The sequence below is a fragment of the Bacillus sp. DTU_2020_1000418_1_SI_GHA_SEK_038 genome (assembly GCF_032341175.1).
Lineage (GTDB): Bacteria > Bacillota > Bacilli > Bacillales > Cytobacillaceae > Cytobacillus.
This window is the reverse complement of the sequence record NZ_CP135435.1, coordinates 3,300,458-3,319,370: the sequence shown is the minus strand read 5'-3', so window position 1 is coordinate 3,319,370 and position 18,913 is coordinate 3,300,458. Positions and strand designations below refer to the sequence as shown.

Sequence of the window (18,913 nt, the reverse complement as noted above, 5' to 3'; positions counted from 1 at the left end):
TCTGACTTAGTCGGCCCCTTACGCATTTCTATTCGGAAGTGATAATAAAATGAATGAAATTATTAAAAATAAATTAATGCTGTTGCCCGATCAGCCGGGGTGCTATTTAATGAAGGACCGTCAAGGAACTATCATCTACGTAGGAAAGGCAAAGGTTTTAAAAAATCGTGTCAGATCCTACTTTACTGGTTCACATGACGGAAAAACACAAAGATTAGTCAATGAAATAGAAGACCTCGAATATATTGTGACATCCTCTAATATGGAAGCATTAATTCTTGAGATGAACTTAATTAAAAAGTACGATCCTAAATATAATGTTATGCTCAAGGACGATAAAACCTATCCATTTATAAAACTAACTGCCGAGAGACATCCCCGCCTCATAACTACCCGAAAGGTCAAAAAAGATAAGGGGAAATATTTTGGGCCTTATCCAAATGTCCATGCTGCAAATGAAACTAAAAAGCTGCTTGACCGAATTTATCCATTAAGAAAATGTACAACCTTGCCTGACCGTGTTTGCCTTTACTATCATTTAGGACAATGTTTAGCTCCCTGTGTAAATGAAGTAAGCGAGCAAGAATATAAAACAATGGTTGATGAGATCACCCGTTTCTTAAATGGAGGCTACAAGGAAATAAAAGCTGAATTAACACAAAAAATGACAGCCGCTGCCGAAGAACTTGACTTTGAAAAGGCAAAGGAGTTTCGGGATAGAATTGCTCATATTGAAGCAACGATGGAAAAGCAAAAGATTACAACTACAGACTTTACAGATCGAGATGTATTCGGGTTCGCTGTCGACAAAGGCTGGATGTGTGTTCAGGTCTTCTTTATTAGACAAGGTAAATTAATCGAACGGGATGTTTCGATGTTTCCAATTTACAATGAGCCCGATGAAGAAATGTTAACTTTTCTAGGTCAATTCTATTTAAAGGCTAATCATTTTAAGCCTAAGGAAATATTGCTGCCCAATACGGTTAATTCCAATATGGCTGAAGAGCTTATAGAAGTAAAAACAATCCAACCGCAACGAGGCCAGAAAAAGGATTTAGTCCAATTAGCTTGTAAAAATGCTAAAATTGCCCTTCAAGAAAAGTTCTCCCTTATTGAAAAGGATGAAGAACGAACCATTAAAGCGGTTGAAAATTTGGGGAACCAGCTAGGGATCTATACCCCTCATCGAATTGAAGCCTTCGATAACTCAAATATTCAAGGAACAGATCCAGTATCTGCCATGGTTGTTTTTATTGATGGCAAGCCAGAGAAAAGAGAATATCGTAAATATAAAATAAAAACCGTGCAGGGTCCGGATGATTATGATTCTATGCGCGAGGTAGTACGTAGAAGATATTCTCGAGTATTAAAAGAAAACCTGCCCCTTCCAGATTTGCTCATTATTGATGGAGGAAAAGGGCATGTTGAAGCAGTAAGAGATGTATTGGAAAATGAATTAAATCTTGATATTCCTATTTCTGGCCTAGTTAAGGATGAGAAGCATAGAACTTCACAGCTCTTGTACGGGAATCCGTTAGAAATGATTCCTCTTGGGCGTAACAGTCAGGAGTTCTATTTGCTGCAAAGAATTCAAGATGAAGTCCACCGTTTCGCCATAACCTTCCATCGTCAGCTAAGAGGAAAAAACGCCTTTCAGTCAGTGCTTGATGAAATCCCTGGGATTGGGGAAAAGCGCAAGAAACAGCTGCTAAAAACCTTTGGGTCCGTCAAAAAGATGAAAGAGGCTAGCATTGAGGAATTTAGAAAAATCGGTATTCCTGCAAATATTGCGGAAGAATTAAAAAGAAAATTACAGGAATAGTATTGTGAGAAGAAATTGAACGTGCTATAATTACTGAAAATTTAATATCACTTTATAGTATTAAAGTGAAGGTAGAGGTGCGAACTTCAATAGTAAAAGCTTGGAGAAGAATGAGCTTCAATGAAAAGCTTTGAAAGGGAATGTTTGCCGAAGTGGACAAAGTCTCATAACTTTTTTCGCTGGTCTTGCATTGAATAAATGTAAGATTGTCAAGACAAAACCGTCTTGGAGAGCTATCTCACTGTGTAAAATCGTATTTTTTTATACGTTTATAAACACAGCAATGAGATAGGATCTCATTGCTTTTTTTTATGCAAAAATCCAATCAATCGGGCATTTTCTGCATAATTTATAAAGGCAATTGAAGGATAGCTGCTAATTCAATAATTTGCAAAATAAGAAAGAGGGGAAAACATGGGACTTATCATCCAAAAATTTGGTGGAACTTCTGTTGCTAATGTAGAAAAGATCCGAAACGTTGCCAATCGTGTAATCGAGGAAAAGAATAGGGGCAATGATGTTATTGTGGTTGTATCCGCAATGGGAAAATCTACAGATCATCTTGTCGGTTTGGCAAAGGAAATTTCCTCCTCTCCAAGCAAAAGAGAAATGGACATGCTTTTAACTACTGGTGAACAGGTGACGATTTCTTTATTAGCAATGGCTTTATCAGAAAAGGGCTTTCCTGCTGTATCCTTAACAGGCTGGCAGGCTGGAATCAAAACAGAGTCAGTACATGGAAATGCAAGAATATTGGATATTGATACTTCAAGGTTGAAGAGTGAGCTTAACCAAGGAAGGATTGTTATAGTTGCGGGGTTCCAAGGAATTACGGAAGACGGAGCCATTTCAACATTAGGGCGTGGGGGGTCAGACACTACGGCAGTCGCAATAGCCGCGGCTTTAAAAGCGGATAAATGCGATATTTATACAGATGTGACTGGAGTGTTTACGACAGACCCGCGCTATGTTAAAGACGCAAGAAAATTATCGGCGGTATCCTATGATGAAATGCTTGAGCTTGCCCATTTAGGAGCTGGCGTTTTGCATCCTAGGGCAGTAGAATTTGCAAAAAACTTTAATATTCCAATTGAGGTTCGTTCAAGCAGTGAAAGAGAAGCGGGCACTATTATTGAGGAGGAAGTAAATATGGAGGAAAATCTAGTTGTACGCGGAATTGCATTTGAGAATGAAATCACAAGAGTCACTGTTATTGGGTTGCCGAATTCTTTAATTGGCTTATCGACAGTTTTCTCTGAATTAGCAAAAAATCATATAAATGTTGATATTATTATTCAAAGTACACTGGCAGAGCAATCAACTAATCTATCCTTCTCGATTAAAAATCAAGATCTCGATGACGCCATAAAGGTTCTAGAAAACTGTAAGATGAAATTAAACTATAGCCGAATTGAGTCAGAGACAGGACTTGCCAAAGTTTCAATTATTGGTTCAGGAATGGTTTCAAACCCAGGGGTAGCAGCAGAGATGTTTGAAGTGCTGGCCTCCAATGACATCGAAGTAAAGATGGTGAGTACATCGGAAATTAAGGTTTCAACGGTTATTGGACAAGAAAAAATGGTACAGGCTGTTGAGGCCCTTCACGAGGCTTTTCATTTATCTGGTATACCAATTGAATCATAAAATAGAGTAGAGGCTGTCATAATGAACAGCCTCTTTATCATTATTTAAAGTTAAAATTCGGTTTTGTCCTTTTTATCCCATTTTATTGTAAACTGAACTTTTCCTTTTCTTTTATTAGGATGTTCATATGCTTCGCAAATGACTTCAGATTGAAGTTCAATTTGTTGAGCAATAAACCCTGCCTCGAGCTGAAAAGTGCATCGGCTATTTTTTTTGCATCGCTCCTGTATGAAAGAACTAGAAAGCTCAAATTCCATTTCACTTTTTGATTCTTTCTTTAGGACTAGGTTTCCCCATGAAGCCTGCTTGAAGAAATCAATCATGTGAGATATTGACTCTTGTGGATATTTACGTGCAAGGCTTTTTCCAGCCCAATATAATATTTCAGGCGTATCATCGCCTAATATGTCGTGTAAAAGAACTTCTCTAATAAGTTCGTATCCAAAGACAGAAATGAACTCGTTTTTTTGTTCAATTGGTCTTAATTCTGTAGCTGTTTCATTCAAGCTTAAATCCCCTCTTTCTATTATTCTTCTATTATATACAAATGAGAAGAAATTTAGATATAGAATGACGAAAAAGCGGACTGTTTTGCAGTGGAAGATTAATGCTTTTTTGATATATTAAACCAAAAGTGTTAACACTTAATAATAATGGTTAATACATAATTAATAGGGAAAAATATACAATACTAATATATTTTTATGATTTTAATATTTAAAATATTTTATGTAATCGTTTCCTTGACGCTCTAAGATGTTGGGAGTAAAATGGACATGTCACATAATTGTAAGAAAATGATATGCCATTTTCGAATTGATGTTTTGGTGAAAATTCTTATATACGAAGTAACGACACCATACATCTTGCAAAAAATTAGGGGGGTAAATCATGGCGGGTAATCGAGAGTTTTTAAGTCGCAGATTGCATTCATTACTAGGTGTTATACCAGTAGGGCTATTTTTAGTTCAGCATCTAGTAGTCAATCATTTTGCAACAGGGGGAGAGGAGTCTTTTAATAAGGCAGCAGGTTTTATGGAGAGTCTGCCGTTTAGAATTATCTTAGAAACATTTATTATTTTCTTGCCTTTATTATTTCATGCCATCTATGGGCTTTATATTGCTTTTACAGCAAAAAATAATGTAAGCAAATATGGATTTTTCCGTAACTGGATGTTCATGCTGCAACGTGTGTCTGGCGTTATTACACTTATTTTCATTGCATGGCATGTATGGGAAACTCGTGTACAAGCTGCATTCGGTGCAGATGTTAATTTCCAAATGATGGAGAATATTCTTTCGAATCCATTTATGTTCTGGTTTTATATTGTAGGCGTTATTTCAACAATTTTCCACTTTTCTAATGGATTATGGTCTTTCTGTGTAAGCTGGGGAATTACAATTTCTCCTCGTTCACAATTAATAACTACATACGCTACAATTGTTATCTTTATTTTATTATCAATTGTAGGTATTCGTGCGATTACAGCATTTGTTTAATTAATAATAGAAAATGTTCGGATAAAAATTATGCTTTAGTTTTACAAAGTAATAGGGAGTGAGTCACTATGGCTAAAGGTAAAGTAATCGTTGTCGGCGGCGGTCTAGCCGGCTTAATGGCAACAATTAAAGTTGCAGAATCAGGGACTCCGGTTGAGTTGTTTTCCTTAGTTCCGGTTAAACGTTCTCACTCTGTTTGTGCCCAAGGCGGTATTAACGGAGCTGTAAATACAAAGGGTGAAGGAGATTCACCATATATTCACTTTGATGACTCTATTTACGGCGGAGACTTTTTAGCGAACCAGCCGCCAGTTAAAGCAATGTGTGAAGCAGCACCTGGTATTATTCACTTATTCGATCGTATGGGTGTTATGTTTAATCGTACACCTGAAGGTTTACTCGATTTCCGCCGCTTTGGTGGAACACAGCATCACCGTACTGCGTTTGCTGGAGCTACAACAGGGCAGCAGCTTTTATATGCATTGGATGAGCAAGTTCGTCGTCAAGAGGTTGTAGGACTTGTAACGAAATACGAAGGCTGGGAATTCTTGGGTGCCGTTATTGATGATGATGGAGTTTGCCGTGGAATTTCTGCACAGAACTTAACTTCTGGTGAAATTCAAACATTTGCAGCAGATGCAGTTATCATGGCTACAGGCGGCCCTGGAATTATCTTCGGTAAATCAACGAACTCCGTGATCAATACAGGATCGGCTGCTTCTATTGTTTATCAGCAAGGAGCTTATTATGCGAATGGTGAATTTATTCAAATCCACCCAACTGCAATCCCTGGAGACGATAAGCTTCGTCTTATGAGCGAATCTGCACGTGGTGAAGGTGGACGAGTGTGGACATATAAGGATGGAAAGCCTTGGTATTTCCTTGAAGAGAAATATCCTGCATATGGAAACCTAGTTCCGCGTGATATTGCAACACGTGAAATTTTTGATGTGTGTGTCAATCAAAAGTTAGGAATCAATGGAGAAAACATGGTGTATCTTGACTTATCTCATAAAGATTCCCATGAGCTTGATATTAAACTTGGCGGTATCATTGAAATTTACGAGAAGTTCATGGGTGATGACCCACGTAAAGTTCCGATGAAGATCTTCCCAGCTGTTCACTATTCTATGGGTGGACTATGGGTTGATTACGAACAACAAACGAGCATTCCTGGTTTATTTGCTGCAGGAGAATGTGATTATTCGCAGCACGGTGCAAACCGTTTAGGTGCAAACTCCCTGCTTTCCGCTATTTACGGAGGTATGGTTGCAGGACCAAATGCAGTTAAATATATTAACGGTCTAGAGAAAAGCGTTGATTCTATTTCTTCTTCTGTATTTGATCGCCATGTGAAAGAAGAAGAAGAAAAATGGAATGACATCCTGTCCTTAGATGGAACAGAAAACGCTTATGTTCTTCATAAAGAGCTTGGTGAGTGGATGACTGATAATGTGACAGTTGTTCGTGAAAATAGCAAATTATTAAAAACTGATGAAAAAATCGTTGAGTTAATGGAACGATTCAAAAACATTAATATTAACGATACAGCAAAATGGAGTAACCAAGGAGCTGCATTTACTCGCCAGCTGAAAAATATGCTCCATTTATCTCGTGTCATTACTATCGGTGCTTATAACCGTAATGAAAGCCGAGGCGCTCATTACAAACCAGAATTCCCTAAACGTAATGATGAAGAATTCTTAAAGACAACGATGGCGAAATTTACTGGTGAAGAGTCAGCACCAGCGTTCCATTATGAAGAAGTTGATATTTCATTAATTAAACCACGTGAACGTGACTATACAAAAAAACATTAAGAGAAGGGGAGAGTAAGTGATGAGTGACAAAAAAACAATTCGCTTTATTATAACTCGTCAAGACAATCCAGATTCTGCACCTTATGATGAAGAGTTCGAAGTGGAGTACCGTCCGAATTTAAACGTTATTTCAGCACTTATGGAAATACGCCGCAGCCCTGTTAATGTGAAAGGTGACAATACAACACCAGTAGCATGGGATATGAACTGTCTTGAGGAAGTATGCGGTGCGTGTTCAATGATTATAAACGGCAAGCCGCGCCAATCTTGTTCGGCCCTAGTTGACCAATTAGAACAGCCAATCCGCTTAGCGCCAATGCGTACATTCCCGGTTGTAAGAGACTTGCAAGTCGACCGCAGCCGTATGTTCGATTCATTGAAAAAGGTAAAAGCTTGGATCCCTATTGATGGTACGTATGATCTTGGTCCAGGACCACGTATGCCTGAACCAAAGCGTCAATGGGCATATGAATTATCTAAATGTATGACTTGTGGTGTATGTTTAGAAGCATGTCCTAACGTAAACAGCAAATCAAACTTTATGGGACCTGCTGTCTTTAACCAAGTACGTCTATTTAATGCCCATCCAACAGGGGAAATGAATAAAGCAGAACGTCTAAATGCATTTATGGAAGATGGCGGTATGCAAGGCTGTGGGAACTCCCAAAACTGTGTGCAGTCATGTCCAAAAGGAATTCCAATTACAACATCAATCGCTGCTGTAAACCGTGCAGCTACATTACAATCTTTCAAAAACTTCTTCGGAAGCGATCAAGTTTAATAAACGAAAAAACCCCCTTCTCCTTGAAGAGGGTTTTTTTGTTTCCAATTCATTCTGCTAGTTATATAATGGTAGAATAAATGAATGGGTATTCATTTTGATTAGAATGGAGGAGCTTACGTGAACAGAATTAGCTATATTAAGGATTTTCCTTCGTGGGAAGAAGGTTTTGAATTTTTTCATCCCGTTAAGGTCCGATTTTCCGAAACAGATATGTTTGGTCATTTAAATAACACGGTTCCCTTTACCTATTTTGAAGTTGCAAGAATCGAGTTTTTCAAAAACATCGGTTTTATGCAGGATTGGGTTAATCCGAAAAATGAAACCATTCCCGTTGTAGCTGATTTGCAGTGCGATTTTTTAAAGCAAGTTTTTTTTGATGAACATATTAAGGTATATGTGAAGGCTGCTTCAATCGGTACATCCTCAGTAGATCTTCACTATATGGGAAAAAAAGAGGATGGCTCCGTCTGTTTTACTGGAAGGGGGACGATGGTCCAAATTTCAAAGAAAACAGGGAAAGGCTATCCATGGACAGAAGAAATGAAAACATTGCTTCTAAATCATGTTATGAAGCTTATTAAATAATATTAATAACTTTTTTAAAATAAAACCTTCTACAGTAAGGAATTGGTGTCACTCAAGTCCTCTCCCTTACATAAGATATTGTGACTAAATATATACCCATCCCGCGGTTCATAGCTGGCGAAAGGCAAGGAGGGTTACAATACTTGAAGGAGAACGAATTTACTCATAAGCCGTTACTCACCAAACGAGAAAGAGAAGTATTCGAACTGTTAGTACAGGATAAAACAACGAGAGAAATCGCTGGTGAATTGTTTATAAGCGAAAAAACGGTTCGGAACCACATTTCGAATGCCATGCAAAAGCTTGGTGTTAAGGGGCGATCACAAGCTGTTGTAGAGCTCCTTCGAATGGGAGAGCTAGAACTTTAATTAAGACCGGCCATCCTTTATTGGATGCCGGTTTATATTATTTATTTTGCAAATTTAATTTATCTATAGCTCCTATTTTAATTCAGCCTTGAAATTTAGCTGAAAAAAGGTGAAAATAAATGCAATAGAGCTTGTGGATTATATTCATCTGATGGAATAGAAATAGCAATATAGGAGTTGTATGTAATGGATTTAGAAGATGTGAAAGCAGTTGATGAAATAGATACAGTATCAATTATTGAAAAAGAACTGCGCTATATATCAGGCATTATTAAGCAAAAGGGCCGTGAAATTTTAAGCGATTACAAAATTACTCCACCGCAATTTATCGCCCTCCAATGGCTTTTTGAAGAGGGAGATATGACAATTGGCGAGCTGTCGAATAAAATGTATCTTGCTTTCAGCACAACGACAGATCTTGTTGATCGTATGGAGAAAAACAATCTTGTAAAACGGGTTAAAGACCCTAATGACCGTAGGGTTGTTCGAATTCATCTTTTAGACGAGGGAGAAAGGATTATTGACGAGTGTATTAAAAAGCGGCAATTATATTTAAAAGAGGTACTCGTTAATTTCACAGATGAAGAGGTTCAGCTCCTGAAAGCGAACTTAACAAGATTACACCAAGATATGCGCAAAGAATGAGGCGGTTTGATTGGAAAATCCGATAGGTATTATTGATTCAGGTGTCGGAGGCCTGACTGTAGCTAAGGAAGTGATGAGGCAGCTTCCAAATGAGGAAATTATTTATTTAGGAGACACGGCACGATGTCCTTATGGTCCAAGGCCAGGTGAAGAAGTTAAAGCATTTACTTGGGAAATGACGAGATTTCTTTTAAGCAAACAAATTAAAATGTTGATAATTGCCTGTAATACAGCTACAGCTGTTGCCCTAGATGAAATTAGAAATGAGCTGTCCATACCGGTAATTGGAGTGATATCACCTGGAGCAAGAACGGCGATAAAGAACACAATAAATAAAACCATCGGTGTCATCGGCACAGAAGGTACGATAAAGAGCGGTGCATATGAAAGGGCCCTAAGGCAAATTAATAGCCGTGTCAAGATTCATAGTCTAGCCTGTCCTAAATTTGTCCCACTTGTGGAAAGTGGGGAATATGAAGGTCTTTTAGCTGAGAGAATCGTAACTGAAACGCTGCAGCCGTTAAGAAATAAGGGATTGGATACACTTATTTTGGGTTGCACACATTATCCGCTGCTGGAGCCGCTAGTACAAAAGGCAGTAGGTGATGGGGTCAGGGTAATTAGTTCAGGAGACGAAACAGCAAGAGAGGTAAGTACGATTCTTTATCATCAAGGCTTATTAAATAGGTGTCAGGACGAGCCGACCCATCATTTTTTCACAACAGGATCGACAGATATTTTCAGAAAAATTGCTTCCGAATGGCTGGCCATTCCTGTTTGCCATGTAAATAAAGTTACGATATAAACCTCCTAACGGGGGTTTTTCCTATTTGAAAGACAGTATAAGCTTATCTGAGGCATGGTGGACACAAGTTCCGTTATTTGTTGCAAAAGGGGTTAATTTCTTATGTTTGCGGACAGAGGTTCCCTTATGTTGTGAAAATGCAGTGATTTTCTAGGCTTTTTCGTAAATAGCAAACTCTGTGTCCGCTTAGCCCTTAAATTAGAGTCATTTAATGAAAATAAGGTATTTAGTGTCCGATGAATTTCTTTAACTATCATAAACGCTATTTTTCCCTGCTCATATCTCCACATAATCAATAACACTTATTGTTTCATTTACTAGCAATACATTTCCAAGCCTATAAAAAAATGATAAGATTAAAACAAATATAATAGAATAAGGTGATCAATTTTGGCCCTTCAGGCAGAAAACTATTTAAAGCAATACTTTGGATATTCCACCTTTCGTTTCGGACAAAAAGAAATCATCAACAATTTGTTACAGCATAAAAATACGCTCGGCATCCTTCCAACTGGAGGAGGCAAATCCCTCTGCTTTCAGATTCCCGCATTAATTCTCCCAGGAACTGCCGTTGTCATCTCACCTTTAATTTCCTTAATGAAAGATCAAGTTGATGCATTAATCACTGCAGATATACGAGCGACATTTATTAATAGCTCTCTTAATATGCAGGAATATAAAGAAAGAATAGCTGATATTCTTGCGGGTAAGTATAAATTAATTTACGTTGCTCCAGAACGCTTCGAATCAGACAGCTTTATAGACATGCTTAATTCTCTGGAAATATCGATGATCGTTTTTGATGAGGCACATTGTATTTCTCAATGGGGCCATGATTTCAGGCCAAGCTATCGCTCCATTATTTATCACCTAAGCAGACTTAATCAAGTACCTGTAGTTGCGGCATTAACAGCAACAGCCACAAAGGATGTTGCGGATGATATCCGGAATCTCTTGCATATTCATGAATCTGATAGTTTCATTACAGGGTTTGCGCGGGAAAATCTTGCGTTTCACGTAATGAAGGGAGTAAACAAAAGAGAATTTATTACCCAATATTTGAATAATCACCCGAAAGAATCTGGGATTATCTATACGTCAAGCCGGAAAGAAACAGATCAGCTCTACAGTTACCTTAAAGGAAAAAATCTCTCTGTTGCTAGATATCATGCTGGCATGAACGAGGATGCACGTAAAGAATCTCAAAATCAGTTTGTCTTTGATGAGGCAGATATAATGATAGCGACTAACGCATTTGGCATGGGGATTGATAAGTCCAATGTTCGCTTTGTCATCCATTATAACCTCCCGCGTAATATCGAAGCTTATTATCAAGAAGCCGGCAGAGCTGGAAGGGATGGAGATGAGAGCTCCTGTTATTTATTATTTTCACCACAGGATATTCAGCTTCAAAAGTTTCTTATTGAGGAATCCAATCTTGATTTTCAGAAAAGAGAACAAGAATATAATAAATTAAAGCAGATGGTCCACTACTGTCATACCGAAAAATGTCTGCAAGCTTATATAATTGAATATTTTGATTCACAATATGAGAATGCAGGCTGTGGAAAATGCAGTAATTGTTTGGACAAGCGGGAGCAGTTCGATATAACAGAGGAAGCGCTCATGATATTCTCCTGTATTAAAAGAATGGGAGAACGATTTGGTGTCACCTTAACCGCACAGGTATTAAAAGGATCCCAAAATAAAAGGATTCGCGAATTTCAATTTAATAAACTAACGACATATGGATTACTTCATCGCTATAAGGAAAAAGAAATCTCTGATATCATCAATTACTTACTGGCAGAAGGGTACTTAACATTGACAGATAGTAAATACCCAGTGGTCAGACTTGCCGAGAGAGTCGTACCAGTAATAAAGAAACAAGAAAATGTTTATATGAAAAAGACAATCCAAGCCCCTATTGTGGAAGCAGAAGAAAATAGTGATTTATTTTCAGCTCTGCGGACATTGCGGAAATCGATTGCGGATCAGGAAAAGGTTCCTCCGTATGTTGTTTTTGCAGATACGACATTAAAGGAAATGAGCCAGTATTTTCCGGTTGATCGGGAGGCAATGCTCCGAATTAAGGGGGTTGGGCAAGTAAAGTTTGATAGATATGGTGACTTATTCATTGAAGAAATTAAGAATTTTATAAATGATCACAATATAAAAGCTGAAGCAGTAAAGCAGGTAGAAAAGAGTTCAGGGGAAAGGGAGATAAACGATACGCCTAGCTATTTATTATCTTACCAATATTATTCGGAAGGACTTACGATAGATGAAATTGCCAAAAGGCGTAATTTTTCATCTGTTACCATCCAGAACCATATCATTCGTGCTGTTCAAGAAGGAAATACGTTGCAATGGTCTGATATTTTCAATGAAGAGACAGAGCAAATCATTATGGAGGCCGTAAAAAGAGTAGGGAAGGAAAAACTTAAACCAATAAAAGATGAACTCAACCATGATATTGATTATTTCACCATTAAAGCAGTCTTAGCGAAAAATGAAAGCACTTAAGTAGTTTACAAGAAAAAGCTTACTGCCAATTAACAAAATAGAATAATCCATCCAAAGACAGTTCTACAAAAAAAGCCGAAATTTTTTTCAACTAGCCGGTCTAATTTGCAAACAGGCTCGTATACATGTTAGTACAAACTGTTCTTTGGAGGGATTATATGTCTATAAATAAAAAAGCAACGATTGTTTCGGCTGTCTTTGTCTCATCGGTGTTTTTATCAGGTTGCGGGTTATTTGGAGGAAGCGGAAAAGAACAAATTGATCCGCCGAAATCAGTTGCCTATGAAGAAGATCAAACGTCTATAGAGGATCAAACGGATATGGAAACTGCAGGAAGTGACCAAGCCGTTACAAATACTGTGCAAACGGAGCTTTATTTAATTAATAAAGATGGCTTAGTTGTCCCTCAAACCTTGAATCTGCCGAAAACAGAATCGGTTGCAACCCAGGCTCTAGAACATTTAGTAAAGGATGGTCCAGTAACAGAAATGCTGCCTAATGGATTCATGGCTGTTCTGCCTGTTGATACGAAATTATCGGTTGATATAAAGGATAAGGTGGCAACTGTTAACTTCTCTAAAGAATTTAAGGAATACCAGGCAGAGGAGGAATTGAATATCCTTCAATCTGTCACATGGACCTTAACTCAATTTGATTCGATTGATAAAGTAAAGTTTAAATTGAATGGTCATGAGCTTAATGAAATGCCTGTTAACAGCACTCCTATCGGCGAGGCTTACAGCCGATCTAATGGCATAAATCTGGATATAACCGATGTCATCGACATTCGCAACACGAAGCCGGTTACTGTCTACTATATTGGCGGGGAAGAGGATTCATATTACTATGTTCCAGTGACAAAGAGAGTTTCAAATAATGAGAAAAACAATTTAACCGCAGTTGTAAACGAACTAGTTAAAGGCCCTAACGTTAACTCTAATCTTGATAGCGATTTCTTGTCAGATGTAAAGCTTTTAGATGAGCCAAAGATTGAAAATGGGAAAGTGACTCTTAACTTCAATGAGTCTGTATTCAGCAGCTTTGAGGAAAAGATAATCTCTAAGCATCTGTTAAATGCCCTTGTTCTATCATTAACTGAACAAAAAGGAATTGAAAGTGTGGCCATTACAGTAAATGGCAAGTCAGATGTGATTAGTGAAACAGGAGAGAAAATGACTGAGCCTGTGACACGTCCGCAAAAAGTCAACACAGGTAGTTTTTAAAAAAAGTTTTTTGATATACTATATAATGACAATCAAGGAGGAGGCGATATGCCCCCTCTTCTTTATTGTTTTTTGAATAAGGGAGGAAAATTAACTTATGCGTGCTGATGGAAGAGAACTGCTGCAATTAAGACCTATACATATTGAAACAAATTATTTAAAGCATCCTGAAGGATCCGTGCTAATAAGCGTTGGAGATACAAAGGTCATTTGTACTGCCAGTATAGATGAACGGGTCCCTCCTTTTATGAGGGGAGAAGGGAAAGGGTGGATTACAGCTGAATATTCGATGCTTCCAAGAGCAACCGAACAACGGAATATTCGTGAAGCGGCAAAGGGGAAAATTTCAGGAAGGACAATGGAAATTCAGAGATTAATTGGACGTGCTCTTCGGGCAGTTGTCGATCTTGAGGCAATCGGTGAGAGAACAATCTGGCTGGATTGTGATGTGATCCAAGCGGATGGAGGCACACGGACCGCCTCGATAACAGGTGCCTTTGTTGCCATGGCCATAGCTTTAGATAAAATTGCAAAAAGCAAAAAGCTAGCAAGCTATCCAATCAGAGACTTTTTAGCAGCCACAAGTGTAGGCATATTAGAAAATAAACAAGTAGTCGTAGACTTGAATTATATTGAAGACTCTAAAGCTCTAGTTGATATGAATGTTGTAATGATAGGCAATGGGGAATTCGTAGAGTTACAAGGAACAGGGGAAGAGGCTACCTTTTCATATAGTGAGCTTCAGGAGCTATTAAAAGCGGCACAAAACGGAATAGTCTCCCTTTTTGAGATGCAGAAAGAGGCACTTGGTGAAGAAATTATGAGTAAAATTAATGCAAAAAAAGAAAGCTTAGAGGGGAAGGCGTAGAATGCAAGAAGTTATTATCGCTACCAAAAATGCAGGAAAAGCAAAAGAGTTTGAGCGTATGTTCATGCCGCTTGGCTATAAAGTTAAAACCTTAATAGACTTTCCGGAGATAGATGACATTGAAGAGACAGGGAGTACCTTTGAAGAGAACGCGATTTTAAAAGCAGAAAGTGTCTCTAAGGCACTAAATAAAATCGTAATTGCAGATGATTCCGGCCTTGCTATTGATGCGCTCAACGGCCGCCCAGGTATTTACTCAGCCCGATATGCAGGAGAAGAAAAAAGTGACGAAGCCAATATGGCGAAAGTGCTGGATGAATTAGAGGAAATACCCGATACTGGCCGACATGCTAGGTTTTACTGTGCATTGGCTGTTGCTGTACCAGGTCTTGACACATTTACGGTTTCAGGTACATGTGAAGGATTTATTTTGCGAGAAAAAAGGGGTTCAAATGGTTTCGGTTACGATCCAATTTTCTATGTAGTTGACAAGGGAAAAGCGATGGCCGAATTAAAACCAGAAGAAAAGGCGGAAATTAGCCATAGGGCTCAGGCCTTAAGAAAATTAGAAACCAAGCTGCCTGCCCTCCTCCAAAAGGCAGAAAACCCATGAGAATTTTGATTGTTAGTGATAGTCATGGTTTGACAGGTGAATTAACGGAAATAAAAAAGCATTCCACTGGAATTGATAAACTAATTCATTGTGGGGATTCAGAATTAATATCAGATCATCCTGGCTTAGAGGGCTTTACTGCTGTGCGTGGAAATTGTGATTTTGATAATACCTTTCCAGAGGAACATGTTGAGGATATAGGTGGTCATAGGGTTTTCATTACCCATGGCCATCGATACTCAGTGAAATCTACATTATTGAATTTAAGCTATCGAGCAAAAGAGCTCGGTGCCAGGATTGTTTGTTTTGGACACTCCCACTATCTAGGGGCAGAAATGATTGATGGTATTCTTTTTATTAATCCAGGGAGCATTCGTAAGCCGAGAGGACGAAAAGAGAGAACGTATGTTATAATAGACATCGAAAAAGATGAAATTAATTTGAGTGTATATGATTTAAAGCTTGGCGAAATTAGCGAATTGTCCCAAAAGTTTTTACTAACGTAAAAGGTTTATGAAGCATATAGTATTTAGGGGGGGAGATTAGTTTCCCCTAAATAAAAAAATATTTTACTTTTTATATTGACTTTTCATTGTTAGCCTAATATAATAAAACTTGTCGTTGAAATAAATCATAAATATGTCCCAGTAGCTCAGCTAAGCGTAAACATCATTGAATGATCTTCAATGTAGCTTTGTTCCGACGCATCAACCATTCTCGAATAATCTCTCAGAGGAAGGAACAGGATCATACGCATACAGTTTAGTTACTACTCATTAATTGATTAATATTAAATATGTCCCAGTAGCTCAGCTGGATAGAGCATACGCCTTCTAAGCGTACGGTCGGGAGTTCGAATCTCTCCTGGGACGCTAAAAATTAGCGGTAAAAAAGCGCTGCATCAACCCCTTATATTGTAAAGTGAAAACAGTCAGTACAACGGTCATGTAAGCAAATTACATCGATTTTTGACTTAACCACTTTACGGTATAGGGGGTTTTTGTATGTTCATAAGTTTAGATGCCTGAAGCAGATATTCAGTTAGAATAAAATAATCACAATAAAAAAATCCTGTCAGTGTATTGTACTGCACAGGATTTTTTTAAGGAAGCGGAATTAAGTTAGCATTTATGAAAGTTACAACAAACTGCACCTACAATGATTAATAAAATAAATAACACTACAATTAAGATAAAGTCATCGCACCGGTTAGAAGGATAGCCGTAACCAAAGGCAGGAGACGGATAGCCATAATCAAAAGCGGGAGCCGTATAGGTAGGATAAGGAGGAACATTAGCACCAAGAGTCGGAGGTGCGTTTACGTTAGAATACATTTTGACACTTCCCTTCGTGTAATTAGGTCTTTCACTATATAATACTCACAGAAATGAAACTGGAGCCCGTCTAAAAAAAAATGGGTGGGTGTCAGGGATTGTAAGATGACCAAAAAACATTTAAATTGGATTTGCTATTTGATAAAAGCAAAAAAACATTTACTAACTATCTAACTTTTGAGCTTACAACATATTCAAATTAGATAATTAAGATATTGTACATACGATACGGAACTTTTGTTATGGTGCACGATAGGTCGTTGCATTTTGTATGCTCTGCTACTTGTTTGCCAATTTGCCAATCTGGCTAAAGCGGTAAAAGAAGGTCTTGTCACTAATTGTGTCAAATAAGCTGATTGATGACTGCCGGGTTTTCTCTTTTCATTAAGAATTTGAATGATTTGTTCAGCAGTACTTATGCCAAATCCATGTCCAAAAAATCTGCCATCGTTGAGAAGAACAGCATTAACGCCTCTAAACCATGGTGTTTGTGGATGAAAGTCAGGATTATTAAAGTAAACAACATCACCGGGTAAAAAATGATTTGAATAAAAGGTAGATATTCCAAGGTCAGGATCAGTATGCCAGCTATAAAGATAAAGATTTTGAAAGAGAGAATTAAATAAACTGCTGCCAATACTATACAAAATGGCATGGTAATAGATGATTACACAAGCAGTTGCACATTCAAATGCATAGAGTGAACTGTTCCGATAAATGTCCAGAATTGCATCAGCAGGTCGCACATCAGGTCTTAAGAGGAACCCGCCTGCCATAGTTAATTGCCAGTATTTAGGGTTGCAGCGGGCATATTCAAAGCTTCTAAACTGAGCTTGGCTTTGATTCATTTCGTTTGCACTTTTGATAATATTTTTTCGTACTTTGATTTCAAATAAAAGTTCATCCACGGAATAATAAGAATAAAAAACGGGATCATTATGCATATGTTGAATGATTGTTTTTTCAATACTTTCAAACTGCCACGTTTCATTAAGGTGAAACGGGACCCCTGATATTTGTATCATAAAATCCTCCGCAGAGTTACAATACCTTGAAAGTATATAAAATTACTGTTACTCATAGGTAATTCCCATACCTATGACCATGGCCTTCCTCTGCAGCCATTGCATCATCTTTAGTTACATGAACTGTCCCGTGTGGATGTTGTGGAGGTGCATAGATTGAATAAAGCTTTAGTGGAATACTCCCAGTATTGGTTAGATTATGCCATGTCCCAGCAGGTATCATAATTGCCGAGTCATCAAAGACTCTTCTTTCAAAATTTAAATTTTCTTTACTTTTGCCCATTTGAACAATCCCCTGACCTTGTTCAACACGTAAGAATTGATCAAGGTGAGGGTGGATTTCCAAACCAATATCTTCGCCAACATTGAGACTCATTAAAGTAACTTGTAAATGTGTTCCTGTCCATAAAGCGGAACGATACGTATTGTTTTGCTTTGCTGCCTCATTGATATTAACGACAAATGGTTTTGCACCATAATCTGTTCTCAAACTACTTCCAACATCATCTAAAGCGCAATAAGAATTAAATCTGTTTCCATATATCTCATTAGGAGAAGTCCAGTTAACAGTTTGATTTTGATTGTTATACATTGGAATATTAACATAATAAGGATAATGATTTGGATACATATTAGGAACATAGTACATTTTTTCTCAATCCCTTCACAGTTTCTCAAATTATCCTATGCTCTTGTTTTGGGAATGTACTTAAATTTAAGTGACTTAAATAAATTAGAGTAGCTTATCAGGATAGGGAGTATTCAATTTTTTGAATCTTAATGTTCAAAAAAAAGTAAAAAAATTTGAATCATGAAAGAACATTTGTAAATCAACGATGAAAGCGGATACATCAAATCAGAGTAATTAAAATTATCAAATTATTTGCAAATAGGGTGTTGACGGTTTAGTAAAATGAGCGTAAGATAGTCCTCAATATAAGAAAATAAAAAGCTCAACAAAAGCTAAACATACACTTTAGTTGATAAATTATTTCTTAAAACAAGTTTTTTTAACCTGAAAATTCAACGGTTTAAAGCATTAAAAAATCGAGTAATATTGATTAAAGCGAAGAAGAGGATAAGTAGTTTTATGTGATGGGATTTACAGAGAGCCGGCGGGCGCTGAAAGCCGGTAATTCCAGCATAAAGTGAACTCACCTCAGAGCACCAGCTTGAAAGATTTTTCAAGTAGAGTTGGTCGGGTGTTGCCCACCCGTTATCAAAACGAACAGCTTGACTGTTCATAAGTGCACGCTTTTGCGTGAATTTAGGGTGGTACCGTGGAATAGGTTCTAAAGCCTTTTCATCCCTTTACCTGCGATAAGTAGGTTTATGTGGGATGGAAGGGCTT

At 37.7% G+C, this 18,913-nt stretch carries 18 protein-coding genes, 1 tRNA gene, 1 riboswitch and 1 other annotated feature; of the genes, 15 read left to right on the top strand and 4 right to left on the bottom strand.

Features of this window, described 5'->3' with window-relative positions; all coding sequences use genetic code 11:
* Positions 1–49 precede the first annotated feature (49 nt).
* Both uvrC and RRV45_RS16620 read left to right on the top strand, forming a co-directional pair.
* A complete protein-coding gene (uvrC, locus tag RRV45_RS16625; RefSeq protein WP_315665797.1) occupies positions 50–1,822 on the top strand; it encodes an excinuclease ABC subunit UvrC in 1,773 nt (590 codons plus the stop codon).
* A 64-nt stretch (positions 1,823–1,886) separates the two neighbouring features.
* Positions 1,887–2,066, top strand: a riboswitch (Lysine riboswitch).
* Between the two features lie 170 nt (positions 2,067–2,236).
* A complete protein-coding gene (locus tag RRV45_RS16620) occupies positions 2,237–3,466 on the top strand; it encodes an aspartate kinase (protein ID WP_315665796.1) in 1,230 nt (409 codons plus the stop codon).
* Between the two features lie 50 nt (positions 3,467–3,516).
* Here RRV45_RS16620 and RRV45_RS16615 read toward each other — a convergent pair whose 3' ends face one another.
* Positions 3,517–3,972 (bottom strand): YslB family protein, encoded by a 456-nt coding sequence (locus tag RRV45_RS16615; protein ID WP_315665795.1) that lies wholly within the window; start codon positions 3,970–3,972, stop codon positions 3,517–3,519.
* A 385-nt stretch (positions 3,973–4,357) separates the two neighbouring features.
* Between RRV45_RS16615 and RRV45_RS16610 the strand changes: the two genes are divergently transcribed.
* From RRV45_RS16610 to RRV45_RS16550, 13 genes are all read left to right on the top strand, one after another.
* Complete coding sequence (locus RRV45_RS16610; protein WP_315665794.1) at positions 4,358–4,966, top strand: succinate dehydrogenase cytochrome b558 subunit; 609 nt, start codon at positions 4,358–4,360, stop codon at positions 4,964–4,966.
* Positions 4,967–5,034: 68 nt separating this feature from the next.
* The gene (gene sdhA / locus RRV45_RS16605) at positions 5,035–6,786 is read left to right on the top strand and encodes a succinate dehydrogenase flavoprotein subunit (RefSeq protein ID WP_315665793.1); all 1,752 of its coding nucleotides are present in this window, start codon (positions 5,035–5,037) and stop codon (positions 6,784–6,786) included.
* Positions 6,787–6,805: 19 nt separating this feature from the next.
* On the top strand, positions 6,806–7,567 hold the full coding sequence (gene sdhB / locus RRV45_RS16600) for a succinate dehydrogenase iron-sulfur subunit (RefSeq protein WP_315665792.1): 762 nt from the start codon (positions 6,806–6,808) through the stop codon (positions 7,565–7,567).
* 120 nt (positions 7,568–7,687) lie between these two features.
* Positions 7,688–8,155 (top strand): acyl-CoA thioesterase, encoded by a 468-nt coding sequence (locus tag RRV45_RS16595; RefSeq protein WP_315665791.1) that lies wholly within the window; start codon positions 7,688–7,690, stop codon positions 8,153–8,155.
* Between the two features lie 143 nt (positions 8,156–8,298).
* Positions 8,299–8,523, top strand: a complete 225-nt coding sequence (locus RRV45_RS16590; RefSeq protein WP_057771856.1) for a helix-turn-helix domain-containing protein — start codon at positions 8,299–8,301, stop codon at positions 8,521–8,523.
* A 186-nt stretch (positions 8,524–8,709) separates the two neighbouring features.
* Complete coding sequence (locus RRV45_RS16585; protein WP_315665790.1) at positions 8,710–9,168, top strand: MarR family winged helix-turn-helix transcriptional regulator; 459 nt, start codon at positions 8,710–8,712, stop codon at positions 9,166–9,168.
* Between the two features lie 10 nt (positions 9,169–9,178).
* Entirely contained in the window at positions 9,179–9,973 is a 795-nt protein-coding gene (gene racE / locus RRV45_RS16580) for a glutamate racemase (protein WP_315665789.1), read from the top strand.
* Between the two features lie 390 nt (positions 9,974–10,363).
* Positions 10,364–12,499: a DNA helicase RecQ gene (recQ, locus tag RRV45_RS16575; protein ID WP_315665788.1), complete on the top strand. Its 2,136-nt coding sequence runs from the start codon at positions 10,364–10,366 to the stop codon at positions 12,497–12,499.
* Positions 12,500–12,657: 158 nt separating this feature from the next.
* Positions 12,658–13,722, top strand: coding sequence for a GerMN domain-containing protein (locus RRV45_RS16570; protein ID WP_315665787.1), 1,065 nt, complete (start codon positions 12,658–12,660; stop codon positions 13,720–13,722).
* A 97-nt stretch (positions 13,723–13,819) separates the two neighbouring features.
* On the top strand, positions 13,820–14,590 hold the full coding sequence (gene rph / locus RRV45_RS16565; RefSeq protein WP_315665786.1) for a ribonuclease PH: 771 nt from the start codon (positions 13,820–13,822) through the stop codon (positions 14,588–14,590).
* Between the two features lies 1 nt (position 14,591).
* A complete protein-coding gene (locus tag RRV45_RS16560; protein WP_315665785.1) occupies positions 14,592–15,203 on the top strand; it encodes an XTP/dITP diphosphatase in 612 nt (203 codons plus the stop codon).
* Entirely contained in the window at positions 15,200–15,709 is a 510-nt protein-coding gene (locus tag RRV45_RS16555) for a metallophosphoesterase family protein (protein WP_315665784.1), read from the top strand. Before RRV45_RS16560 ends, RRV45_RS16555 begins: the two co-directional genes overlap by 4 nt.
* 292 nt (positions 15,710–16,001) lie before the next feature.
* Positions 16,002–16,075: transfer RNA gene (locus RRV45_RS16550), tRNA-Arg, on the top strand.
* Positions 16,076–16,324: 249 nt separating this feature from the next.
* On the opposite strand, the gene RRV45_RS16545 is transcribed toward RRV45_RS16550, so the two are convergent.
* The 3 genes from RRV45_RS16545 to RRV45_RS16535 all read right to left on the bottom strand — a co-directional run bounded on the left by RRV45_RS16545 (position 16,325) and on the right by RRV45_RS16535 (position 18,211).
* Positions 16,325–16,537: a YjcZ family sporulation protein gene (locus RRV45_RS16545; RefSeq protein ID WP_315665783.1), complete on the bottom strand. Its 213-nt coding sequence runs from the start codon at positions 16,535–16,537 to the stop codon at positions 16,325–16,327.
* 194 nt (positions 16,538–16,731) lie between these two features.
* A complete protein-coding gene (locus RRV45_RS16540; RefSeq protein ID WP_315665782.1) occupies positions 16,732–17,562 on the bottom strand; it encodes a protein-glutamine gamma-glutamyltransferase in 831 nt (276 codons plus the stop codon).
* A gap of 52 nt (positions 17,563–17,614) precedes the next feature.
* The gene (locus RRV45_RS16535; protein WP_315665781.1) at positions 17,615–18,211 is read right to left on the bottom strand and encodes a cupin domain-containing protein; all 597 of its coding nucleotides are present in this window, start codon (positions 18,209–18,211) and stop codon (positions 17,615–17,617) included.
* 411 nt (positions 18,212–18,622) lie between these two features.
* Positions 18,623–18,876, top strand: a binding site (T-box leader).
* Positions 18,877–18,913 lie beyond the last annotated feature (37 nt).